Origin of the sequence: Mesorhizobium sp. M0898 (assembly GCF_040319695.1) — a bacterium.
In the GTDB taxonomy this organism is placed as follows: Bacteria; Pseudomonadota; Alphaproteobacteria; order Rhizobiales; family Rhizobiaceae; genus Mesorhizobium.
On record NZ_JAMYOE010000004.1, the window covers coordinates 130,704 to 153,276 of the forward strand.

The following is a 22,573-nucleotide window of genomic DNA, read 5'->3' on the forward strand; positions in this document are numbered from 1 at the left end:
TCCCACCCCGGTCAGGCGCGAGAGCCGGCTTTTGGGCAACGTGCATGGTTTTGGACGAAATGCATCAGGCGGCACGCTCCAGCGCGCCTTGCCTGGCGTTGTCGAGAACGCGGAGGAAGGTCGCGAACTGGCTGTCGGGGTTCATTTGTGGCCGCTCCGAAAACAGCTGCGCCGCCGCCGACAGACGGTCGTACTCGGCCTTGTCGCTCCATAGTCGCCTGACCGCGGCGACCCAGTCGTCGAGCGGTGCATCATAGTCGAGCACCACGCCGCCGGCGCCAATCGCTTCCGGCAGGCCGCCGCGACGGGACCCGACGACTGGAATGCCGCTGCAATGGGCCTCGGATGCCACCCGCCCCCAAGCTTCTTCCCATTTGCTGGGCGCCAGCAGGATCTTGGTGCGGCCATAGACGGTCTTCATGTCGCTGGTGCGGCTTTCCAGCCTGACGTTGCGCAGCGGCGCGATGATCCGTTCGATCTGCGCCCGATGGTCGTCGTCGAGCTTCCAGCTTTCGACGAACAGGAACGGAATTTCGGGGCATTGGCCGGCGATGCGCACGGCGAGTTCGAACCCTTTTTCGTTGTAAGGATTGATCAGCGTGACGAATTCACCGGTGGTCGGCGTGCTGTAGAGCCCGGGATTGATGGTCGGCGGGATCACGGTCGAGTCGATGCCGAACCTTTCCTTATAGGTGCGCGCAGTGAATTCGGAATTGGCGATATAAAGCGCCGAATGCAATTCGCGCAGGTCGCCGGCCAATTCGTGGAATTCGACGTTCCGCAGATAGACCACCAGCGGTATTCCGAGCGCCTGCAGCGCCTTTCCGATCGGCACCGATTTGTGGCACTGCACGACGGCGACATCGGGATCGAGCCGTTCGACCGCGAAGCGCGCCGCCTCCCAGGGAAACCATGCCCGCACGACCGGATAGCCGGGATAGCTGTCGATGACCGCTCGCTGGCGAAGCAGCTTCATCTTGGCGCGCGCCTTCAAGCCGAACATGCCGTCACCGAACAGCGCCGCCAGAACCGAGGCGTCATGACCGTGCTCGCGCAGCTGCTCGACCAGATGATGCGTGCTCGACTGAACGCCACCGCTGAACTGCGGCGTGTAGCCGTTGCCGCCCGCAAACAGAACTTTCATGGACCTGGCTCCTTGCTGGACCGCCCTTGCGTCACGCCGCCATTCTGCCGATGCTGTGGTATTCGATGCCGTGGCGGGCGATGACCTTGGGGTCGTAGAGATTGCGTCCGTCGAAGATAACGGGCGTGGTCAGCGCGTTCTTCAGCGCATCGAAAGACGGCGCGCTGAAGCTTTTCCACTCGGTCACGATCAAGAGCGCATCGGCGCCTCGCAGCGCGGCCTCCTTGGTGCCGCATAGTTGCAGGTCGTCGCGCAGCCCGTAGATCGCCTGGCATTCCTGCATCGCCTCGGGATCGTAGGCCTGGACATTGGCACCGGCGGCCCAGAGCGCTTCCATCAGCGTGCGGGCCGGGGCCTCGCGCATGTCGTCGGTATTGGGTTTGAAGGCCAAGCCCCACAGCGCAAATGTCTTGCCTTTGAGATTGCCCTTGAAATAGCGGTCCACCTTCTCGAACAGGACCGACTTCTGCTGGTTGTTGCGCTCCTCGACGGCACGCAGCAGCTTGGCGTCGAACTTGACGGCCTCGGCGGTCTTGATCAGGGCACGCACATCCTTCGGGAAACACGAGCCGCCATAGCCGAGGCCCGGATAGATGAAGTGGTAGCCGATCCGCGGGTCGCTGCCGATGCCCTTGCGGACTTCCTCGATGTCGGCGCCCAGTTGCTCGGCCAGGTTGGCCATTTCATTCATGAAGCTGATCTTGGTCGCCAGCATGCAATTGGCCGCGTATTTGGTGAACTCGGCACTGCGCACATCCATGACGATCATCTTTTCGTGGTTGCGGTTGAACGGCGCGTAGAGCTCGCGCATCACCGCCTCGGTGTCCTCGTTGCTGGTGCCGACGATGATGCGGTCGGGCTTCATACAGTCGCTCACAGCGGACCCTTCCTTGAGGAATTCCGGATTGGAGGCGACGTCGAAAGCCAGATCCTCGCGCCCGCGCGCCTTCAGCGTTGCGGCGATCCTGGCCTTTATCCTTTCGCAGGTGCCGACGGGCACGGTCGACTTGCCGACGACGATCTTGGGCTCGTCCATCTCACGACCGATGGCCTCGGCGACGGCCAGCACATATTTGAGGTCGGCCGAACCATCCTCGCCCGGCGGCGTGCCGACGGCGATCATCTGGATCTGGCCATGCTTGATCGCCGCGGCGGCGTCGGTGGTGAACTTGATGCGGCCGGCGGCATGGTTCTCCTTGACGATGTTTTCGAGCCCAGGCTCGAAGATCGGGACATGACCCTGGTTGAGCCGCTCGACCTTTTTTGCATCGATGTCGACGCAGACCACCTGATGGCCGACTTCGGCAAGCACCGCCGCCTGTACAAGACCGACATAGCCGATTCCAAAGACAGTCAAATTCATTCGGTTTCATCCCTGTTCAAGGCTTCGGGCCTGTTCGAGCTTCGGTTTTCCGACCACCTTCGGCCCGGCCGGTTCAGATGCGCTTCTAGTTTGTGTTGCATGCCAGCGATTCGGGGAATTGGCAGGGCTGGCCAAGTGCGGTGAATGCAACACGATCCACCTGCATGGTGAGCTTGCGGCCCGGATCCGAGAACGGCCCCATCCACCCCTTCATCGTATCGCTGCCCCACAGGCTGAAATAGATCCTTTGCGAATGGGTGGGCAGCTTCGCCGGATCGGTGATCTCGTGGACAAGCTTGCCGTTGACGTACCAGCGCAGCCGGTCCTTTTCCCAGACGAAGGCGTAGTCGTTGAAGGCCTTGTCGGTGCCGCCGGCGACGTCGACCAGTTTCTCGTTCTTGCCTTTGCCGGCTATGTAGGCATTGACCTGGACCTTGGACGTGTCCTTGGTCAGCACCTCGAAGTCGATTTCATCATGCGGCTGCTTGTCGGCATCGCCGACGAAGCTGAAGAATGCCGCGTTGACGCCAGAGCCCGTGTCGGTCTTCATCCGCGCCTCGTAGGTGCCGTAGCCGAAGCGCTGCTTGGTCTGGATCTCGGCGCAGGCGAATTCGCGATCCTTCAGCTTGCGCTTCTCGAAACCGAGCGTCAGCATGCCGTCGGAAAGCCCGATCAGGCTTTTGGACCAGGTGCAGTTCTGATGCTTGCCGTTCGTCCAGCCGTCGGAAATGTACCAGCGCGCGCGACTGAGGCTGGTGAAATCATCGACAAAGGACGGCGCGGTTGGGAGATCCTGCGCGCCGGCGGGCACCAGGCCCGCAACCAGACTGCCGAGAACGACCAGCAGAAACGCACCGTCTGAACGGAGCCGCCGCAGCTTGCCTGGGATCGGGCGCGTGAACGGGGTGCCTCCGGTTGCCGGGGCGGGCGTGCTTTTAAGACCTGCGTTCATATCAAACTCACCTTGTGCTGTGCGCCCCCAAAGCGATCGTTCGAACCGTGACGAAACAACCTGATCTTGACCTCTGTCGCTCCCAAGCTCCGTGTTGTGCCTAAAACCATTGCGCCGACCCGGGTGTTCGCTCAGCCTGTGCCGGAATCGGCGGGCTTCACAAAATCGGTCCTTATGTCGGGACCGTTCTGCCGCTTCTCTTCGAAGATTTCATCCAGCGAATGACGGAGATCCTTCATCTTCTGCATCTGGCGCGACAGCGCTGCGATGCGCCGCTCGCAATTCAGGATCGACCTGGTCAGTTCGCCGACTTCGGAAGACCTGCGAGAGGAGACCGTTCCGTTCTCCATCGCCTCAACCAGAAAGGCGGCATTGGTAGCCGTTGTCCTGTAGCGGTTCTCAAGGCCGCTCTTCTCCGCCTCGACTTCGGCCGAGATCTGGTCCAGCAGCTTTGCCAACCGATCAAGGCGCGAGGTGTCGGTCTGCGTGTCGCGCGCCGGATCTCTCGACCGGAAGCGAAAGATCGAGGCCATGCAGTCAGCGCCCCATCATCGTCGAGCTGGTGAACGGCCTTAGTGCCCGTCCACATTCAAAAGACATTTCTTGCATCGTCCAGCTCCTCCGACAGGGTATGTCTCGGGCCAGTTCGGTTGGCCGTCCAAAATTGCTGCACCGCAACATAGATTGCCATTCCCTGCGCGCATAGGCAACCACCTAGATCGTAAACTCATGAATCTCGTTGAAATGGTGCGAGCCGACCGAAGGGTAAGGGAGTGGCTACCGCCATCGCACGTTGACGTGCCTAGCTTTCGTTGGCCGTGCTGGTTCCGGCCATGAGGAAGCGCAGCGGCGGCACATGCTGACGCTTCGCGGCGAGGCCGGCGCGGCGAAACAGCGCATCCAGCTTATCGGAGGCGACGCCGCGGACGACGGCTGTGAGGTTGGACGAGCCGGCCAAGGCGTAGGCCGCGGCCGGTGCCAACCCGCGCTCAGCCTTCACGTCTAAAAACTTCCGCAACCGGTATTTGTCGCGGATGTGCCGCTCGTGCCTTCTCAGCGCAGCCTTCGATGCCTCCGGCAAACTGTCGATCGCAAGCAGTGCCAGGTCGGCATCGGCCAGATGCTTCAGGTCCTGGGTCTTGTGCCGTCCGCTCAGCGAATCGGCGCGCACGATCGCGCCGTAGCCACAGGATTTGATGACCTTGAAGCGCGCGCCAAGGGCAACCGCGCGCGCATAGAGTTCATAGTCTTCACCCAGGCGCAGCTTCTCGTCGTAGCGCAGCCCATGCCGATCGAGGAAGGCGCGGCTGATCACGGGTTTGAGGAACCCCAGTTCCCCTCGTTGCACACGGCGCCTGGAGATGTTGGCGTCGATGAAACCCTCGAAATCGAGGAATTCCGGCTCGGGCGAGAACGGTGGAGCCACGATTTTCGAAACGTCGGTTGCCGCGTCATCCCTGACAAGCATGATGTTGTCTGCGGCGAAATCCCAATCGGTGCTGGCGAACAGTCTGTGAAACCTGCCTTCGAAAAAGAAATCATCAGCGTCCAGAATGCTGATGAACGGCGACCTGGAACCGGCTATCGCGGCGTTGCGTGCAAACGATGGGCCGCGATTGACGTCGAAGCGGATGACGGAAAGGCGGCCCGTGCCGTCGCCGGCCGCGTGGGCGACTTTCGCGGTATCGTCGGTAGACGCGTCGTCGACGACGACAACTTCCGCAACCTCAGGCTCGCGTAATGCCGATGCAATGGCAGCCGGGATTGTCCGCGCCGCATTGCGGGCGGCGATGATCACGCAGACCTGGAATGATGTCATGAACATGCCTCTCGATTGCAGAAGTCGTTGCGGATTTCCTCGCCCCGTCCGCTCAATGCCCCACCGCCCATTCTGAAATGCATCGGCCCAAACGCCTATGCTGCAAGTGCGAAGCAAGCATCGCCAAAATCATCGGCGCCGTCCAGTTTTTCATTTTGCTGGGTGTCATGGCCCGGTTGGGCAGGCGGCGAGCCTCAATCGGGATGGCTCCAGAAATGCGCCGCTTGGCAGAGCCGTTCCTACACGCTCCATCAGAGCGCTCAACTGGCAGAAACCAGTTGCTGATCCTCGCCGACCGGACGGCGGCGGGGCGGAGCGAGCGCGTCGAGGCCCGCAGTGTCAAGGAATTGAAAGAGCAGGAATGCCGACTGCCGGTGTCGTTGAGGCGAGCAATTCGTCAGGGGACCGGCGAGCTTAACCACAGGTCACATGGACATCGCAGACCGCGGCCAGGCCCGAAATCAGTGAAGGCCTCTCCTGGCGCTGAGTTTCTCGGCTTCGGCCGCTTCGTTCGAACTCAGCTTTCGTTCAGCGTCGCGGATTTTGTCGGCCGGGGTCGGGGCATTTCTGGCAACCATGGCAAAGACCAGCAGAAAATAACCCAGTTGGATGACTATAGCGCAGCCGATGACACGAAACAGCGTCGTACCGAGCGAGGCGCCGCCTAAATAGGACCAGACGATCACGATCGCCAGCGCAAAACACATTCCGATAATGAACTTTGGCAGTGACATACCCGATAGCCCATCAACCGGCTCGGGAAAAAATGTCGACAAGCCCACCCCGAGCACCTCCCTTAAACTCTGCGAGCTTATTTAGGTTGCCCGCTTCTGGCCGGTTGCTTCCGGCCTAGCCCAATCTGTCCATAGTCCGACAGAAACAATTTGCAACTCTATTGAGCCGCGCAATAGGCGGCAAGGGCAGCTGCGGAATAAATTTTAAACGAATCCTCGGGATCGACTCCGCCATGGTGCAACGCACACGTCGGCATCACCACTGATTGCCGGATATCGACTCGCTCCAGTATGATTCATAATATTGAATAGTATTTTATCATAACATCAGTCATTATCTTGAAATTCTAAATGACGGCAAAGCTCCACAGGAGGGTATAAAGAGCGATTCGCCTAAAATCAGCCCAAAAATTGGACTAGCTTTTCCAAAATTGCCCATAATCTGTCTCTTTTGCGACATAAATGGGAAATTTTGTGCAGGACGAGTTTATTATTTAGTCAGTTCATGACGCGACTATTACAGCCGTCTGAGAAATTGTGTGTTGCGCTGCAACATTTTTTTGGTATCGTGCGGTAAACCATCCGTTCAACGTATGGAGTTTACGCATGAGGGACGTAGCCAAGCCGGCCGATGCGGATTTTTCGCAGGCCGGCGTCGATTTTCCGCCACCGATTGGCGGCCTGCTCAAACGCAGCTTCGATATTGTCGGTTCGCTGATCGGCCTGGTCGCTCTCAGCCCGCTGTTCGTAATGATAGCGCTGCTTGTCAGGTTTTCCGATGGCGGGCCGATTTTCTATGGTCACAGCCGAATCGGCCGCGGAGGACGGATTTTTCCGTGCCTCAAGTTCCGCACCATGGTTGCAGACGGCGAGCGGGTGCTTGCTGCCTATCTCGCCGCGAATCCGGAGGCCAACGCCGAATGGATAGCGACCCGCAAGTTGAAGAACGACCCGCGGATCACGCGCGTCGGAGCGGTGCTGAGGAAGCTCAGCCTCGATGAGTTGCCGCAGATCATCAACATCCTGCAGGGGGATATGAGCCTGGTCGGGCCTCGTCCCGTGGTGCGCGATGAGCTGGAGATATATGGCAATTCGGCCGTCTATTACCTGAAATCGCGCCCCGGCCTCACCGGGCTCTGGCAGGTCAGCGGACGCAACGATGTTTCGTATGACAGCCGCGTCGCATTCGACAGGCACTATGTCGAGAACTGGTCGATGTTCGAAGACATTCGCATCATCATCAAGACCGTACCTGCGGTCTGGATGTCGCGAGGCTGCTACTGACGGCCGCTTGCTGGCCGTGCATCGAGGAGCGGCTGTCCAGAATTCGGGCCCGGAACTCAGGCCCCTAACTCAGGCATCGGCAGCTCATCGGGCGGGGCAAACCAGATCGGAAACGCTCAGTTGAAAGCAGATATAATCGATATCTTTTGCACCGGCATTCTCTCCAGACGCATGCGGCGAGTACGGCTTTTGACGACTTGCCTTACAATGGCGACCGGCCTGACCCTGTCGCTAGCCTTGCCACAGTTTGCCTTCGCCGACGACTATCGGCTTGGAGCACAGGACAAGCTGACCATCCGCGTGGCGGAATGGCAGACCGTCGAAGGCACGTTTCGTGACTGGTCGGCCATCAATGGAGAATACACGGTCGGCCCCGCTGGAACCTTGTCGGTTCCCTTCGTCGGCGAGATGCCCGCATCCGGCAAGACGACTTCGGAGATCGCCGCATCGCTCGGCGAGGCGCTGCAGCGCAAGCTCGCTCTGGCCGACAAGCCGGAGGCTTCCGTCGAAATGGCGCAGTACCGGCCATTCTACATCTCTGGCGAGGTGCAATCGCCCGGCCAGTATCCTTGTGTGCCTGGGTTGTCCGTGCTGAAAGCGATGAGCATTGCCGGCGGAGCCCGGCGGAACCCGGAGAGCGGACAGCGCTACGACCGCGACCTGATCAATGCCAAGGGCAATTTCGACGTACTACAAGACCAATTGGTCAGGCTGACCGTCAAGCGCGCCCGCATCGAAGCGGAACTGGCGGACAAGCCGACATTCGCGGTGCCGAAAGAGGTGGCCGACGATCCGAAGCTGCCCAGCATCGTTGCCGATGAGACGGCGATCCTGGCGGCCGACCAGAAGAAACTCAAGCTGCGCTTGCAGGCGCTCGACGATTTGAAGGCGCTGCTGCAGAGCGAGATCGATTCGCTGCAGAAAAAGATCGTCAACCAGCAGAAGCAGGTTGATCTGGCGAAGGAGCAGCTCAACGGCATCGGCTCGCTGGCGCAAAAGGGCCTGGTCGTCAACACGCGGGTTTTGAACTCGCAGCAAACCATCGCCGACCTCGAGGGCCAGATCCTGGATTACGAAACGGCGATTCTCACGGCCAAGCAGTCGATCAGCAAGGCCACCCAGGACGCCATCGATCTCGAGAACACCCAGAACTCCAGCCTCGCGACCGACCGGCAACAGACGGAAGCCGATCTCAACGAGGCGACGCTGAAGCTGAATATGGAAAAGGCCTTGATGTCCGAAGCCTTGTCGGGCAGCCCCATGCCGCAATTCTACGGCAACAACGAACCAGCGGCCTTGTCATTTTCCCTGGTGCGGGTGGTCGACGGCAAGACCAGCGAAATCACCGCCGATGAAGACACGCCGGTGCTGCCAGGGGACGTGATCAAGGTCAAACCGGCGCCCATGGCCATCCAGTAGCTTCTTTCCACCGGAGCAAAGCACCAACCCCGCAGGCAGCGGTCTGCGGGGTTTTTGCGTTTGGGATCTTATGGATCAGAAAACAAGGCGGCCTTCGGGCAACGAACCGCCTGGATCCGCCCGCTCTAGCCTCGCACGGCGTCCGGTTCCTCGAGATGGTTCACGGCGCTCCACCGGGAAGGAGCGACGGCCGGCACCCTCACCAGCTTGAAGTAGCTGTAGTACAGCAGGAACGATCCCATGATGTAGGGATTGAGGGTCTCGACCTCGACGAAGGATCGGATGAACAGAAGCACCATGACGCCGGCAAGAATCACGGAGTCGGCTTGCCATGTCCTGAATATCAGCGCCGAGACGTGACCCCAGAGCGTGCGCAGGATGATCAGCGAAAGCAGTGTCGCGCCGACGAAGCCGAGTTCCACCAAGGTCTCGATGTAGGTGTTGTGGAAGTGGAAGCCGCTTCGCGCGGCGATATAGAATTCGTTCCACAGCCGCTCGGCCTCGGAGAAGCCCTGCACCCAATAAGCCGCGTAGCCGACGCCGAGGATGGGCGATTGCTGCGCGGCATTCCAGCCCTGTTGCCAGAGGTAGGTTCGTCCGGTGAGCGTCGAATCCTTGCCGAAAAGGCCAAGGACAAAGTCCATCAGCCCGAGATTCAGCGCAATCACGGTGCAGGCGACCAGCCCGCCCGCACCGATTATGAAAATTACCCGGCGATGGCGGAGCGAAAGCAGCTTGCCGATGGAAAGCAGGGCGACCAGAGCGAGAACCGCGGGGGTAGATGCCATCGAAGTGGCGGAATGCGACACCACCAGCAGATAGCCCGATAGAAGGACAATCGGTACGATCAACAAACAGCTTATCCGGCCGCGCCTGAGAAAGGCCAGGTAGACAACGCAGAAATAGATGCCAAGCGATGCGACAAAGCCGATCTGGTTCTTGGAGCTGAACGCGCCGACGAAATTATACGTCCCATCGAGAACGTCGTAGGAATAGCTCGCGACCTTGAGCGAGTAGAGCAGGACGACGAAAATCCCGATCAGGGCGCCTATGGTCAAGGTCCGGACGCTGACGGTGCGCGCGGCAATGTAGGCGCAGGCGATATGGGAGCAATATTGGACGGCCGTTCTTGCCGTGGTGCCGGGAGCCGCCGACCAGAACACCGAGAAGCAGACATAGGTTGCAAAGGCCAGCGGAAGCCAGGCGCTGGAAGCGTGCCTTAATATCTTGCGGTAGTCGACCAGGATGAGCGGTAGCCAGACTGCATAGTAGGCCAGGATCATGGCCTGGCCGAAAATGGTCGAGTAGGAAAACGCCCAGATCGAGACGGCAACGGCAAAGCTGCCATAGACCGTGTTCTTGTCCGGATCGATCAACAGAGATTTTGGAATCTTCATCTCGATAGCGGTTTTCCGTCCTTGCAGCTCAATGCCGATTTCATGGGCCGCTCGTGGGCCGATTCGTCGGATCGATGGGAGCCTCGCCTGCAGGCGCTCGCATTGTGCAGTGCAATATAACCCATCCGGCGCCGCCTGTCACCCGGATGCCAACCGGGCGCGTCGTTCCAGCCGTTCTCTCCATACCGGGCGAGACGATTTGGCCAGAAGGCAGTGCCGTACAATTGACCGGTGCTGGCCCATCATAAGCTGTTCTGAGGTTGCAAGTCCGCGCTTGAACTTGTCCGCCGTTGACTTCACATTCGCCGCCAATTGGGAGGAAGACCACATGCCGATGAGTTTCGCGGGACGATTTGCCGGACGATCTGCTGTTATCACCGGCGGCGCCTCAGGCATCGGCCTGGCCGTCGCGCAAAGGATCACTGGCGAAGGCGGGCGTGTTTCGGTCTGGGATCGCGATGCCGCCCAGATCGAGCAGGCCAAGGCCATTGTTCCAGGCCTGCACAGCGTCACCTTAGACGTCGCCGACCCCATAGCGGTCGAAGCCGCCGCCGGAGAGACGATCGAAGCGCTTGGCGCGGTCGATGTCCTTGTCACCAGTGCTGCCATCACCGGGCCGAACATGACGACCTGGGAGTATTCGGTGGAGGATTGGCGCCGGGTCACCGACATCAACATCAACGGCGTCTTCTTCTGCAACAAGGCGCTGGTCCCGCATATGCTCGAACGCAATTACGGCAGGATCATCAACATCGCCTCGATTGCCGGCAAGGAAGGTAACCCGAACGCCTCGGCCTACAGCACCTCCAAGGCGGCGGTGATCGGCATGACCAAATCGCTCGGCAAGGAACTGGCCAAGACCAAAGTAACGGTGAACTGCGTCACGCCGGCGGCCGTGCGCACCGCGATCTTCCAGCAGATGAGCCAGCAACACATCGACTTCATGCTGTCCAAAATACCGATGGCGCGGTTCGGCGAGGTCGAGGAGGTGGCGGCGCTGATCTGCTGGATCGCGTCCGAGGAATGCTCGTTCACAACGGCGGCCGTCTTCGACGTCTCCGGCGGCCGGGCGACCTACTGAGGCGGGGCCGGACGCAAACCGCCCGACCGGATCGCGGCGCCTCAGTCGTGAAGCTCCCGCGAGATCGGCGGGCCGATCGAAAAGTCGCTGAATGTCACTTCGAAGCCCTCGCGCTGCGGCGAACAGCACATCATGCCGACATCGACCGTTTTCGACGGGGGGAAATAGGCAAGCCGCACCGGTTTCCAGTGCTTGTCAGATGGGTCGCGATACTGGACGCGGATCGTCTCGGCATGGCGGGTCATGCGGATCCTGACCCCGTCCGGATCGGCCGGAATGCTGGCCAGCGACCAGTCGGAGGCATCGTTGGTGACGACGACGGAAAAATACATCAGCCCGTCGGTGTATTCGATGCCGGCCTTGATCCAGTGCGTCTCGCTCAGGCGGACCATAAGCCCGGCCTGATCGTAAAGCACCTCATAGTGCCCCTTGACGGTGACTTCGGCGCTGAAATCGCCCTCGACCTCACGATAGAGGAAATGGCCATTGTCGCGCCAGAAGCCGTAGAACGTCTCGCGCCAGAAGTCGGTCTCCTCACCGGTCCGTACATGCACCGTATTGTTGCCGAAGGCGTGGTGCGGCGGCGGATTGAGCCAGGTCAGGTCCGTATTCTCAGATGCCATCGACTTGCTCGCTGCCTGGCTGGTCTGCCGCCTTTTCTTAGCCGGCAAACGTGTAAGCGGTCTTCACCGTGGTGTAGAACTCTGCGGCATAGCGGCCCTGCTCGCGCGGGCCGTAGCTCGATCCCTTGCGCCCGCCGAAAGGCACGTGGAAGTCGACGCCGGCCGTCGGCAGATTGACCATGACCATGCCGGCTTCCGAATTGCGCTTGAAGTGCGTGGCATGCTTGAGGCTCGAGGTGCAGATGCCGGACGTCAGCCCGAACGGCGTGTCGTTGGCCACCGCCAGCGCCTCGTCATAATCCTTGACGCGGATGACGTTGGCGACCGGGCCGAAAATCTCCTCGCGCGAGATGCGCATGGCGTTGGTGGTTTCGGTGAACAGCGCAGGCTGCAAATAGAAGCCGCGGGTTTCGCGATCGAGCCGCTCGCCGCCGAAGGCGAGATCGGCACCTTCCTGACGTCCGATGGCGATATAGTCCTCGTCCTGTTTGAGCTGGCTCTGGTCGACAACCGGCCCGATCTGCGTCTTGGCATCGAGAGCGTCGCCGACGACCAACTTGGCCATGCGGTCCTTGAGCGCCTCGACGAAGCGGTCGTGGATGCCGTCCGTCACCACCAGGCGGGACGACGCCGTGCAGCGCTGGCCGGTCGAGAAGTAGGCACCGTTGATGGCGCAGTCGACGGCGACGGCAAGGTCGGCATCGTCGAGCACCACAAGCGGGTTCTTGCCGCCCATTTCGAGCTGGAACTTGCGCATGTGCTCGACGCTGGCGGCGGCGACGCGCTTGCCGGTGCCGACCGAGCCGGTGAAGGTGATGGCGTTGAGGTCAGGACTGTCGAGCATCGCCTGGCCGACCACCGAACCTTTGCCCATCACCAGGTTGAGCACACCCTTGGGCAGCCCGGCGCGGTGCAGGATGTCGACAATGGTCCAGGCGCTCTCCGGAACGAGTTCCGCCGGCTTGAAGACGATGGTGTTGCCGTAGGCCAGCGCCGGAGCGATTTTCCAAGCCGGAATGGCGATCGGGAAATTCCACGGCGTGATGATGCCGACGACGCCGACCGCTTCGCGGGTGATCTCGACGCCGACGCCGGGCCGCACGCTCGGCACCAGCTCGCCCGACAGGCGCAACGCCTCGCCGGCGAAAAAATCGAATATCTGGGCGGCCCGCACAGTCTCGCCGATGCCCTCGACCAGCGTCTTGCCTTCTTCGCGCGCCAACGCCCGGCCTATTTCATCTTTCCGCGCGGTGATCTCGTCCGACGCCTTCCTCAGCACCGCATGGCGTGCCAGCAGGCCCGATCGAGACCATGCCGGAAATGCCGCTTTCGCCGCCGCGATGGCCTGCCGGGCGTGCTCGGCGCCTCCCGATGCATATTCGCCGACCACGTCGTCGAGATTGGACGGGTTGATGTTACGGGAGCCGGCATCGCCTACCCACTCTCCATCGATGAGGTTCTTTCGAAACGGGATCATGTCGCTGTCTTCCTTGTCGTCCTTCGATCGCCGTCTATCTGGACCACCGACCGCCGCACCGCAAGGCCGAAGGCAGGCAAACTTCTCCTCCTCGACAGGCATGTGATAGGTGTCGGGGCGGGGAAGACGATTCTAGTGTGGTGCGACGCGGATCGCACGGGAGGAAATCATCATGTCCGACAGCGCCTTGCCGCTGGTGATCAGCGCACCCGAACCGCGCACGCTCGACCTGATCTTCACGCCGGCTGCGCTGGCGAAATTTCGATCGAAATACCGCATCGTCGAAATATCGCCCGAAGCGGTGGCGGCGCTGCCGGCCGATATCCTTGCCGAGGCGCGCTACATCGTCGGCCAGCCACCTATCGCGCCGGAGACGCTGGAAAGAATGAAGGCGCTGCGCTGCATCTTCAATGTCGAGAGCAACCTCATCAACAACATGCCCTACGAGACGCTGTTTTCGCGCGGCATCCATGTCGTCACCACCGGGCTGGTGTTTGCCGAACCGGTGGCCGAGCTCGGCCTTGCCATGGCGCTCAACCTCGCCCGCGGCATCGTCGACGCCGATCTCGCATTTCGTCATGGCAAGGAGCTGTGGGGCGGCGACGGCAACCGGACGGCACGGCTTCTTTCCGGCGCGGATGTCGGCATTATCGGCTTCGGCGATCTTGGCCGTGCGCTCAACCGGCTGCTGTCAGGCTTTCGCACGCGGACAAAAGTCTTCGACCCGTGGCTGCCGCCGTCGATCCTGATCGAAAACGGCGTCGAGCCGGCCTCTCTCGACGACGTTCTGTCGAACAGCGATTTCATCTTCGTCGTCGCTTCGGTGACCAGCGAAAACCAGGGTTTCCTTGGTGCCGAGGCGTTTGCCAGGATGCGCAAGGGAGCCGCTTTCATCCTGCTCAGCCGAGCCGGCGTGGTCGATTTCCCGGCACTGATGGACGCCGTCCGCAGCGGCCATATCGTCGCCGCCAGCGATGTTTTTCCTGAGGAGCCTCTGGCCCAGGATCACCCGGTCCGTACATTGCCGGGGTTCCTGCGCTCCGCCCACCGGGCCGGCGCGCTTGACATCGCCTTCAAGCGGATGGGCGACATGGTGCTGGAAGACATGGACCTGATCGACCGCGGCCTGCCGCCGATGCGTTCGAAGCGGGCCGAGCGTGAGACCGTTTCGCGAATGCGTTCGAAGCCGGTCGACAAGAATTAAGCCGCCTGCCGACGGTCGCACATGCTCAGACGGTGAAGGACCAAAACAGGCAGGCCAGTGTCGCTGCGGCGAAGACGACGAAGAACAGGCTTCTCAACAAGATGTTGCGGCGCAGCTCGTTGATGAACAGATGACACCCGACGACGGCTGCGACAAACAGGAAGCGCCAGTTCAGCAGTGCGGAGAGCACATCGCGCTGACCGAAAGCAAATCTCGCGGCGAGACATCCAACGATGACCGCAAACAACACGATGACCGTCCAGAAGATCGCATCGGCGGCATGTGTCAGGACGATGCCAGCGAGCCTGATCGGCAGAACCATCATCAGCAGTGCGCTGAAAAAATAGATCGCCGCGAGCGGAATGAACGTCCCCGCATCGGCGACGTCGCTCAAGCGCTTGGCGCCGATCGCGCCATAGGGATAGCCATGCCTGGCCACCGCCAGGCTGAGCGCCATCAGCAAGGCCGTCAGCATGGTGGCAAGCGCGAATGAGGTCAGGGCTTTGCTCATGGGGCTCCCGTTCCGAGCGAATCGAAGTCAGGACGTTGGTAGCCCATGGTTTGTAAATTGCTAGTAAGCATCATGCAGCGGCACGGCAGAGTTTCTCGGTGCATTCACTCCGCAGCTTGCAGACGCCGCCCGTCGATAATGGTCTTGATCTCGGCGCGGCAAGAGCCGCAATTGGTGCCGGCGTGAAGGGCGGCGCCGATTGCCGCGACGCTGGTACAGCCGCCGCGTACCGCTTCCGCGATCTGGTTGGCACCGACCCCGAAACAGGCGCAGACGGTGGCACCGCGGTCGACGCTGTTGCCGCCCGGCCGCCCGGCGACAATCGCCAACCGCGCCTGCCGATCGGCATGGTCAGCACCAAGTTGTTCGACTGCCCACCCGCGCGACACCGCTACCGGGGTAGGCGCAAGATAGAGCGCGCCGACCAGCCGATTGCCTGCGAAACGGGCGAAGCGATGGTGCCCGCCGGCGATGTCGTGATAGGCGAGCGTCTCGCCTTCCATGCCTAACAGGGAGGCGGCAAACCCGGTCCAGTCACGGCTGTCCTGCAGCGCAATTTCAAGCCGCCAGCCGGCGGGGCAGCGGGCGAGGCTCCAGTAATCGGCGTCGATCGAGGCGGGCCGTTCGGCAAACACCGCGAAACCGAAGGCTGCGGCAGCGAAGCGTTCGAGGCGGGCGGCAACGTTCTTCGAGGCCGGCTGACCTGAAATCGCATCGGTCGTCGGCGGGACCAGTGCATCGACACGCGCGCGGGCGGAGATCTGATCGGTCCAGTGCATCGGAACGAATACAGAGCCTTGGCGTTGGCGCACCGTCACCAGGGCGCGGACCAGCACCTCGCCATGGCCAGTCGAGACGCGCACGATGTCGGCATCGCCGATACCGAAGTGCTGCGCATCCGCCGGGTGGATTTCGACGAACGGTTCGGCCATGTGCTGCGACAGGCGCGGGCTCTTGCCGGTCCGCGTCATGGTGTGCCAATGGTCGCGGACGCGCCCGGTGTTGAGGACGAGCGGGTAGTCCAGGCTGGTGCGGGTTTGTGCGGCTGGGCGGATGGCAATGAAGCGTGCCTTGCCGTCGGGTGTGTAGAAATTGCCGTTGGCGAAGAAGCGGGTGCTTTTGTCCTCCGGCTGGCGCCGCGCGCGCCGCTCTGGCCTGCCGGCCACCTCCCCCTCAAGGGGGGAGATTGGCAGTTTTGCCGGCTGCGCCCACTCATCAACCTGGGAGACTGGCGATAGCCGAGCAGCAGGCTGATCTCCCCCCTTGAGGGGGAGATGGCCGGCAGGCCAGAGGGGGTCATCTGCGACGGCCTCCACCTCGGTGGGGCGACCCGGAGAGGTCGAGACTTCACCACCGACCCCACCCCGTCCCGCTTGTTTCGCTTTGCTCAACGCGCGTGCCGACCCTCCCCTCAAGGGGGAGGGTGGGGCCGGCGCTGGCCATTGGAACGGCAGAAGATCCTCATAGGCCTCTGCACCGATATCGCCATACGCGCCTATATCAAAATCGCGCGCGCCGTCATTCTCGAAGCCCGACAGCGCCGCGTGCTCGGCGAAGATGTCGGCCGGCGACACATGCGAAAAAGCCTCGCCGAAGCCCATCCGCTTGGCGACTTCAGTGATGATCCACCAATCTGGCCTTGCCTCGCCGGGCCTGGCCAAAAAAGCCCGCTGGCGCGAGATGCGGCGCTCCGAATTGGTGACGGTGCCATCCTTTTCGCCCCATGCGGTGGCCGGCAGCCGGACATGGGCGTGGCGGACCGTGTCGGTCTCGCCCAGCACGTCCGAGACCACAACAAACGGGCAGGCCCTGATCGCCGCTTCGACGGCATCGGCATCCGGCATCGAATCGACCGGGTTGGTGGCCATGATCCACAGCGCCTTGATGCGTCCGTCGGCCACCGCTCGGAACATCTCGACCGCTTTCAGGCCGGGTTTTTCGGCGACGGTTGGGGCATTCCAGAAGCGCTGCACGCGTTCGCGGTGCTCGGGGTTTTCGATCTCCATGTGGGCGGCCAGCATGTTGGCCATGCCGCCGACCTCACGGCCGCCCATGGCGTTGGGCTGGCCGGTCACCGAGAACGGCCCGGCGCCGGGCTTGCCTATGCGGCCGGTGGCCAGATGGCAGTTGATGATGGCGTTGACCTTGTCGGTGCCCGAAGACGACTGGTTCACGCCTTGGCTGTAGACGGTCACCGTCTTCGCCGTCGCGGCAAACAGGCTGTAGAAGCGGGCCAGTTCGTCCTCACTGAGACCCGTGGCAGCCGCGATGCCGGCAAGATCGAGCGCCGAGGCGGCGAAAAGCGCTTGCCCGAAGCCGGTCGTGTGCGCCGTGATATAGGTGCGGTCCAGCGCGTTGTGCTGGCCGAGATAGGCGAGCAGCCCGGTGAACAAAGCGACGTCGCCATCGGGCGCGATCGCCAGATGCATGTCCGCGATGTCTGAGGTCATGGTGCGGCGAGGGTCGATCAGCACCACCTTCATCTCGGGCCGCTTTTCCCGGGCGGCGGCAATGCGCTGGTAGAGTACCGGATGGCACCAGGCGAGATTGGAGCCGACCAGCACGATCAGGTCGGCAAGTTCCAGGTCCTCGTAATTTCCCGGAACGGTGTCCGAGCCAAAGGCGCGGCGGTGGCCGGCGACCGACGAGGCCATGCACAGGCGCGAATTGGTGTCGATATTGGCCGAGCCGATAAAGCCTTTCATCAGCTTGTTGGCGACGTAATAGTCCTCGGTCAGCAACTGGCCGGAAACATAAAAGGCGACCGAACCGGGGCCGTGTTCGGCAATGGTTTGCGAGAAGGTCGAAGCGACAAGGTCGAGCGCTTCGTCCCAGTCGGTGCGGCGACCGTGGATCTCCGGGTATAGCAACCTGCCGTCGAGGTCGATGGTCTCAGCCAGCGCCGAGCCTTTGGAGCAGAGCCGGCCGAAATTCGCCGGGTGGTCCGGGTCGCCGCGAACGGTTATTTCACCGTCCGCGGCGACCTTCGCCAGCACGCCGCAACCCACCCCGCAATAGGGGCAGGTGGTCCTCACCTCGCGCGCTTCATCAATCTGCATGGTTCACGCCGCGCGGCTGGCCAGCGCTTCCAGCGCAATGAACAGCCGCTCGCCGTCGACCCGCACGGCAATGGTGCGCACCGCGCCCTCGTCCGCGCCGAGCGCCTTGCCTGTCTCCAGCGAGATCACCCAATTGTGCAAGGGACAGGTCACCGCCGTGCCATGGACGATGCCCTGGCTGAGCGGCCCACCTTTGTGCGGGCAATGGTCGTCGATGGCAAAGACCTGATCGTCGGCCGTGCGAAAGACGGCGATCTTTCCTTCCGGCGTGGCGACGCAGCGCGCGCCGCGACGCGGAATGTCCGAGAGCGTGCCGATCGATACCCAGTTCATGTGGCCATTCCTCTTTTGCGCGTGTTCTTGTCCGAAAACCGCATTCCACTTTTCGGGAACACGCGCCTACTCCGCCGCCTGGGCAAAGCCGACCGAAGCCATCGGCCGGAATTCATGCTTGTCCTTGCCGGAAGCACGTTCCGACCATGGGTCGACCTGGGCGAATTTCTGCGAAAAGACGAAGCGGTCGAAATAGGCTTTGCGCTTCTCGCCATCGTCCATGATCTGACGCTTGATCTCAGCTATGCCGACGCGCTTGGCCCATTTGTAGATACGCTCGAGATAGCGACCCTGCTCGCGATACATCTGCGTCAACGCCACGATATGCTCCAGCGCCTCGTCCTCGGTCTTGACCTGGCCGAGCACTTCGGTGCCCTTGATGTCGAGACCGGCGGCGCCGGCGAAATGGATCTCGTAGCCGCTATCGACGCAGATCACGCCGACATCCTTGCAGGTCGCCTCGGCACAGTTTCGCGGACAGCCCGACACCGCCATCTTGACCTTGGCCGGGGTCCACGAGCCCCACATGAATTTTTCGATACGGATGCCCAAGCCGGTCGAATCCTGCGTGCCGAAGCGGCACCAGTCCGAGCCGACACAGGTCTTCACCGTGCGCAGTCCTTTGGCATAGGCGTGGCCGGAGACGAAGCCGGCCTGGCCGAGATCGGCCCATACCGCCGGCAGGTCTTCCTTGCGGATGCCGAGCATGTCAATGCGCTGGCCGCCGGTGACCTTGACCATCGGGATCTCGAACTTGTCGACGACGTCGGCGATGGCGCGCAATTCGGCCGCGTTGGTGACGCCGCCCCACATGCGCGGCACTACCGAATAGGTGCCGTCCTTTTGGATGTTGGCGTGGACGCGCTCGTTGATGAAGCGCGACTGGTAATCGTCGGCGTATTCGTCGGGCCAGTCGCAGACGAGATAATAGTTGAGCGCCGGCCGGCATTTGGCGCAGCCGCAGGAGGTCTTCCACTCCAGTTCCTGCATGACGGCGGGAATGGTCTTCAGGCCCTTGGCCTTGATCAGCCGGCGGACCTCGTCATGGCCAAGCGCGGTGCAGCTGCACATCGGCTGGACCGCCGCGGGGTTGTATTTGTCGCCGATGGTCAGCACCATCAGCTTTTCGACCAGCCCGGTGCAGGAGCCGCAGGAGGCCGACGCCTTGGTGTGGGCGCGCACATCGTCGAGCGAGGTCAAGCCCCTGGCCGTGATCGCGCCGGTGATCTTTCCCTTGCATACGCCGTTGCAACCGCAGATTTCCGCATCATCCGGCAAGGCTGCAACGGCCGCCATAGGGTCCAGGGGGGCACCTCCCTGGTAGGACTGGCCGAAGATGAGCCTATCGCGCATCTCGGATATGTCGGTCTGCTTCTTCTTGAGGTCGTTGAACCAGGCGCCGTCCGCCGTCTCGCCATAGAGCACAGTGCCGATGATGCGGTCGTCCTTGAGTACGAGGCGCTTGTAGACGCCGGCCGCGGCATCGCGCAGCACGATCTCCTGACGGTCATCGCCCTCGGCGAAGTCGCCGAGAGAGAACAGCTCGATGCCGGTGACCTTGAGCTTAGTCGGCGTGTCCATGTGGACGAAAGCCGCCGCCTCATTGCCGGCCAGATGGCTGGCGGCGACGCGCGCCATCTCGTAGAGCGGCGCGACCAGCCCGTAGACCTGGCCGTTGACCTCGGCGCATTCGCCGATTGCGTAGATATCGGGATCGTTGCTGCGCATGCCGGCGTCGACGACGATGCCGCGATTGACCGCAATGCCGGTTTCCTTCGCCAGCGCCGCATTCGGCCTGATGCCCACCGCCATGACGACGAGCGTTGCGGGAATGACTGTGCCGTCGGCAAGCTCCACCCGCTCGACCTTGCCGTTGCCGGTGATCGCCTGGGTGTTGGCTTTGGTGATGACCTTGATGCCGCGCTGCTCGACGGCGCGCTGCAGGAGATATCCGGCGGCCGGATCGAGCTGACGCTCCATCAGCGTCGGCATGACGTGCAGCACGGTGACGTCCATGCCCTGCGCGTTCAGACCCGCAGCCGCTTCCAGGCCGAGCAGGCCGCCGCCGATGACGACAGCCTTGGCCCGCGACTGGGCGGCAAGCATCATCGCCCGGACGTCGTCGAGATCGCGATAGGTGAGCACGCCCGGCAGGTCATGGCCTGGCACCGGAATGATAAACGGCACCGAGCCGGTGGCGATGACGAGCTTGTCGTAGGGCTCGGTCACGCCATGATCGGAGGTGACGGTCTTTGCCTGCCGGTCGATGGCGACGATCTTGTGGCCCTTGTAGAGGGTGATGCCGTGCTTGATGTACCAGCCGTCGCCATGGATGATGATCTCCTCATAGGCCTTTTCGCCCGACAGAACCGGCGACAGCATGATGCGGTCGTAGTTCACGCGCGGCTCGGCGTTGAAGATGGTGACCTGGTAGCGCCCAGGCGCCTTTTCCAGGAGATGCTCCAGCATGCGCCCGGGGGCCATGCCGTTGCCGATGATGACGAGTTTCTCGGTCATGTCCTGATCCACTCCGCTCTCACTCAGCCGCGTAGGAAAGGCCTGAAGCTTCGGCAGGCGCCGTGCGCTCCATCCGCCGGATGGAAAGATGCATCCAGGCAAAGCAGGTGGCGACGATGACGAAGAGCAGCATGAAGCAGCTCGACCAGACGCCGGTGAGGTCGTTGAGCACGCCGAAGGCGATTGGCAGGACAAAGCCGCCGAGCCCGCCAATCATGCCGACAACGCCGCCGACCGCGCCGACACTCTGCGGATAGTAGGCCGGGATGTGCTTGTAGACGGCGGCCTTGCCGAGGCTCATGAAGAAGCCGAGCACACAGGCAACGGCTATGAAGGCGAGCGGGCCGATCTCGAAATGGAAGGCGATCGGCCCGCTGATACCGCGCACGACGTAGTCTGCCGAGGGGAGAGACAGAACGAGAGTCGCGACGGCACTGACAGCGAAGGTGCAGTAGAGCACGGTGCGGGCGCCGATCCGGTCGGAAAGCACGCCGCCATAGGCGCGGAAAATACTTGCCGGTATTGAATAGGCCGCGCCGATCATGCCGGCGGTCGCAAGCCCGAAGCCATAGACGCCGATCAGGTAGCGGGGCAGCCACAGCGAGAGCGCCACGAACGCACCGAAGGCGAAGAAATAATAGAAGGCGAAGCGCCAGACCTGCAGGTTCTTGAGCGGCGCGAATTCCTGCAAGAAGCTTCTCTTGGGCGCTGCCTTGCCGGCGCGGCGCTCGCGGATGACCGGATCGTCGCCAGTCGTGAACCAGAAGACGGCGGCCATGACGACGAGTGCTGCCGCCCAGATCAGCGCGACCGACTGCCAGCCCCAGGAGAGAAGCACGAACGGTGCCAGGAACTTGGTGACGGCGGCGCCGACATTACCGACACCGAAAATGCCAAGCGCCGTACCCTGCTTGCCGGCCGGGAAGAAGCGCGAGACATAGGCGACACCGACGGCGAAGGAACCGCCGGCGAGCCCAACGCCTAGTGCGGCGACCAGCATCTGCCCGTAGGTGTGCGCAAAAGCGAGCAGAAAGGTCGCGACCGCCGCCGCAAGCATGGTCGCGGTGTATACCAGCCGTCCGCCAAAACGGTCGGTCCAGACACCGAGCACCATACGCACGAGCGAGCCGGTGAGGATCGGCGTGCCGACGAGCAGGCCGAACTCCGTCTCGTTCAGCCCCAGCTCTTGCTTTATGCGCACGCCGATGATTGAAAAGATCGTCCACACCGCGAAGCAGACGGTGAAGGCGATGGTGGACATGGCAAGCGCCTGCCGGGGAGCGCTGTCCTGGCTGGGCGCGGGTGGGAGATTTGCGGTCATTTTCTGGCTCCGGTTTGCGGCGTGGGAGGCACCGCCCTTGTCTGTTCGTTCGCGACTGTCAGCGGCGCAGCATCGGCGAACTGGTTGAAACCGACCTTTGCGCGGTCACTTCAAGACCCTTGCCGTCAGTCTTGGCGCCGGCGGGAAAGAGGAGGAGCGCGGCGGTGAACAGCGCCGCCGTCAGCGCGCTGGCGGCCAGAAAATCGCGGCGCGTGAAGTCCGCGAGGGACGCGCCAGTTCCGATCCGTTTCGTCATCGTCGTCTCCTGTTGGCGCCGCTTGGGACCAGCGTGTCGATTGCGTCAAAACAAAAAAGCCGCCGGCCAGGTCTTCGCG

The 22,573-nt window shown here is 62.2% G+C and carries 19 protein-coding genes; 4 read left to right on the forward strand and 15 right to left on the reverse strand.

Features of this window, described 5'->3' with window-relative positions; genetic code table 11:
• Positions 1–64: 64 nt before the first annotated feature.
• From NKH90_RS07950 to NKH90_RS07975, 6 genes are all read right to left on the reverse strand, one after another.
• Positions 65–1,144, reverse strand: a complete 1,080-nt coding sequence (locus NKH90_RS07950) for a glycosyltransferase (protein ID WP_352769069.1) — start codon at positions 1,142–1,144, stop codon at positions 65–67.
• Between the two features lie 31 nt (positions 1,145–1,175).
• On the reverse strand, positions 1,176–2,507 hold the full coding sequence (locus NKH90_RS07955; protein ID WP_352469923.1) for a UDP-glucose dehydrogenase family protein: 1,332 nt from the start codon (positions 2,505–2,507) through the stop codon (positions 1,176–1,178).
• Between the two features lie 85 nt (positions 2,508–2,592).
• Positions 2,593–3,459 (reverse strand): endo-1,3-1,4-beta-glycanase ExoK, encoded by an 867-nt coding sequence (gene exoK, locus NKH90_RS07960; RefSeq protein WP_352769067.1) that lies wholly within the window; start codon positions 3,457–3,459, stop codon positions 2,593–2,595.
• 131 nt (positions 3,460–3,590) lie between these two features.
• Entirely contained in the window at positions 3,591–3,992 is a 402-nt protein-coding gene (locus tag NKH90_RS07965) for a hypothetical protein (RefSeq protein ID WP_352469921.1), read from the reverse strand.
• Between the two features lie 269 nt (positions 3,993–4,261).
• Entirely contained in the window at positions 4,262–5,284 is a 1,023-nt protein-coding gene (locus tag NKH90_RS07970) for a glycosyltransferase family 2 protein (protein WP_352818589.1), read from the reverse strand.
• A 455-nt stretch (positions 5,285–5,739) separates the two neighbouring features.
• Positions 5,740–6,060 carry an exopolysaccharide production repressor protein gene (locus NKH90_RS07975; protein WP_352469919.1) on the reverse strand — a complete coding sequence of 107 codons (321 nt, stop codon included), beginning with the start codon at positions 6,058–6,060 and terminating at the stop codon, positions 5,740–5,742.
• A gap of 558 nt (positions 6,061–6,618) precedes the next feature.
• Here NKH90_RS07975 and NKH90_RS07980 point away from each other — a divergent pair.
• Together NKH90_RS07980 and NKH90_RS07985 are read left to right on the forward strand one after the other, a co-directional pair.
• On the forward strand, positions 6,619–7,296 hold the full coding sequence (locus NKH90_RS07980) for a sugar transferase (RefSeq protein WP_352448447.1): 678 nt from the start codon (positions 6,619–6,621) through the stop codon (positions 7,294–7,296).
• A gap of 207 nt (positions 7,297–7,503) precedes the next feature.
• A complete protein-coding gene (locus NKH90_RS07985) occupies positions 7,504–8,715 on the forward strand; it encodes a polysaccharide biosynthesis/export family protein (protein WP_352448673.1) in 1,212 nt (403 codons plus the stop codon).
• 125 nt (positions 8,716–8,840) lie between these two features.
• Here NKH90_RS07985 and NKH90_RS07990 read toward each other — a convergent pair whose 3' ends face one another.
• Positions 8,841–10,112 carry an O-antigen ligase family protein gene (locus NKH90_RS07990; protein ID WP_352448446.1) on the reverse strand — a complete coding sequence of 424 codons (1,272 nt, stop codon included), beginning with the start codon at positions 10,110–10,112 and terminating at the stop codon, positions 8,841–8,843.
• 328 nt (positions 10,113–10,440) lie between these two features.
• Here NKH90_RS07990 and NKH90_RS07995 point away from each other — a divergent pair, with 328 nt between their 5' ends.
• On the forward strand, positions 10,441–11,193 hold the full coding sequence (locus NKH90_RS07995; RefSeq protein ID WP_352448445.1) for an SDR family NAD(P)-dependent oxidoreductase: 753 nt from the start codon (positions 10,441–10,443) through the stop codon (positions 11,191–11,193).
• A gap of 41 nt (positions 11,194–11,234) precedes the next feature.
• On the opposite strand, the gene NKH90_RS08000 is transcribed toward NKH90_RS07995, so the two are convergent.
• Complete coding sequence (locus NKH90_RS08000) at positions 11,235–11,816, reverse strand: DUF1349 domain-containing protein (RefSeq protein ID WP_352448444.1); 582 nt, start codon at positions 11,814–11,816, stop codon at positions 11,235–11,237.
• A gap of 37 nt (positions 11,817–11,853) precedes the next feature.
• The gene (locus tag NKH90_RS08005) at positions 11,854–13,290 is read right to left on the reverse strand and encodes an aldehyde dehydrogenase family protein (RefSeq protein ID WP_352448672.1); all 1,437 of its coding nucleotides are present in this window, start codon (positions 13,288–13,290) and stop codon (positions 11,854–11,856) included.
• Between the two features lie 175 nt (positions 13,291–13,465).
• On the opposite strand from NKH90_RS08005, the gene NKH90_RS08010 reads away from it, so the two are divergent.
• Positions 13,466–14,497 (forward strand): hydroxyacid dehydrogenase, encoded by a 1,032-nt coding sequence (locus NKH90_RS08010; RefSeq protein ID WP_352448443.1) that lies wholly within the window; start codon positions 13,466–13,468, stop codon positions 14,495–14,497.
• 25 nt (positions 14,498–14,522) lie between these two features.
• On the opposite strand, the gene NKH90_RS08015 is transcribed toward NKH90_RS08010, so the two are convergent.
• The 6 genes from NKH90_RS08015 to NKH90_RS08040 all read right to left on the reverse strand — a co-directional run bounded on the left by NKH90_RS08015 (position 14,523) and on the right by NKH90_RS08040 (position 22,494).
• Positions 14,523–15,008 (reverse strand): hypothetical protein, encoded by a 486-nt coding sequence (locus NKH90_RS08015; RefSeq protein ID WP_352448442.1) that lies wholly within the window; start codon positions 15,006–15,008, stop codon positions 14,523–14,525.
• A gap of 104 nt (positions 15,009–15,112) precedes the next feature.
• Positions 15,113–18,067 carry a nitrate reductase gene (locus tag NKH90_RS08020; RefSeq protein ID WP_352818593.1) on the reverse strand — a complete coding sequence of 985 codons (2,955 nt, stop codon included), beginning with the start codon at positions 18,065–18,067 and terminating at the stop codon, positions 15,113–15,115.
• A 3-nt stretch (positions 18,068–18,070) separates the two neighbouring features.
• On the reverse strand, positions 18,071–18,400 hold the full coding sequence (nirD, locus tag NKH90_RS08025; protein WP_352448440.1) for a nitrite reductase small subunit NirD: 330 nt from the start codon (positions 18,398–18,400) through the stop codon (positions 18,071–18,073).
• A gap of 66 nt (positions 18,401–18,466) precedes the next feature.
• Positions 18,467–20,917, reverse strand: a complete 2,451-nt coding sequence (gene nirB / locus NKH90_RS08030) for a nitrite reductase large subunit NirB (protein ID WP_352818596.1) — start codon at positions 20,915–20,917, stop codon at positions 18,467–18,469.
• A gap of 19 nt (positions 20,918–20,936) precedes the next feature.
• Positions 20,937–22,238, reverse strand: a complete 1,302-nt coding sequence (locus NKH90_RS08035) for an MFS transporter (RefSeq protein ID WP_352818599.1) — start codon at positions 22,236–22,238, stop codon at positions 20,937–20,939.
• 58 nt (positions 22,239–22,296) lie between these two features.
• The gene (locus NKH90_RS08040; RefSeq protein WP_352469909.1) at positions 22,297–22,494 is read right to left on the reverse strand and encodes a twin-arginine translocation signal domain-containing protein; all 198 of its coding nucleotides are present in this window, start codon (positions 22,492–22,494) and stop codon (positions 22,297–22,299) included.
• Positions 22,495–22,573 lie beyond the last annotated feature (79 nt).

Coding starts and splice junctions, on each gene's coding strand:
- NKH90_RS07950 (WP_352769069.1), bottom strand. CDS start 1,144: ATGAAAGTTCTGTTTGCGGGCGGCAACGGCTACACGCCGCAGTTCAGC.
- NKH90_RS07955 (WP_352469923.1), bottom strand. CDS start 2,507: ATGAATTTGACTGTCTTTGGAATCGGCTATGTCGGTCTTGTACAGGCG.
- exoK (WP_352769067.1), bottom strand. CDS start 3,459: ATGAACGCAGGTCTTAAAAGCACGCCCGCCCCGGCAACCGGAGGCACC.
- NKH90_RS07965 (WP_352469921.1), bottom strand. CDS start 3,992: ATGGCCTCGATCTTTCGCTTCCGGTCGAGAGATCCGGCGCGCGACACG.
- NKH90_RS07970 (WP_352818589.1), bottom strand. CDS start 5,284: ATGTTCATGACATCATTCCAGGTCTGCGTGATCATCGCCGCCCGCAAT.
- NKH90_RS07980 (WP_352448447.1), top strand. CDS start 6,619: ATGAGGGACGTAGCCAAGCCGGCCGATGCGGATTTTTCGCAGGCCGGC.
- NKH90_RS07985 (WP_352448673.1), top strand. CDS start 7,504: ATGGCGACCGGCCTGACCCTGTCGCTAGCCTTGCCACAGTTTGCCTTC.
- NKH90_RS07990 (WP_352448446.1), bottom strand. CDS start 10,112: ATGAAGATTCCAAAATCTCTGTTGATCGATCCGGACAAGAACACGGTC.
- NKH90_RS07995 (WP_352448445.1), top strand. CDS start 10,441: ATGCCGATGAGTTTCGCGGGACGATTTGCCGGACGATCTGCTGTTATC.
- NKH90_RS08000 (WP_352448444.1), bottom strand. CDS start 11,816: ATGGCATCTGAGAATACGGACCTGACCTGGCTCAATCCGCCGCCGCAC.
- NKH90_RS08010 (WP_352448443.1), top strand. CDS start 13,466: ATGTCCGACAGCGCCTTGCCGCTGGTGATCAGCGCACCCGAACCGCGC.
- NKH90_RS08015 (WP_352448442.1), bottom strand. CDS start 15,008: ATGAGCAAAGCCCTGACCTCATTCGCGCTTGCCACCATGCTGACGGCC.
- NKH90_RS08020 (WP_352818593.1), bottom strand. CDS start 18,067: ATGCAGATTGATGAAGCGCGCGAGGTGAGGACCACCTGCCCCTATTGC.
- nirD (WP_352448440.1), bottom strand. CDS start 18,400: ATGAACTGGGTATCGATCGGCACGCTCTCGGACATTCCGCGTCGCGGC.
- nirB (WP_352818596.1), bottom strand. CDS start 20,917: ATGACCGAGAAACTCGTCATCATCGGCAACGGCATGGCCCCCGGGCGC.
- NKH90_RS08035 (WP_352818599.1), bottom strand. CDS start 22,238: ATGACCGCAAATCTCCCACCCGCGCCCAGCCAGGACAGCGCTCCCCGG.
- NKH90_RS08040 (WP_352469909.1), bottom strand. CDS start 22,494: ATGACGAAACGGATCGGAACTGGCGCGTCCCTCGCGGACTTCACGCGC.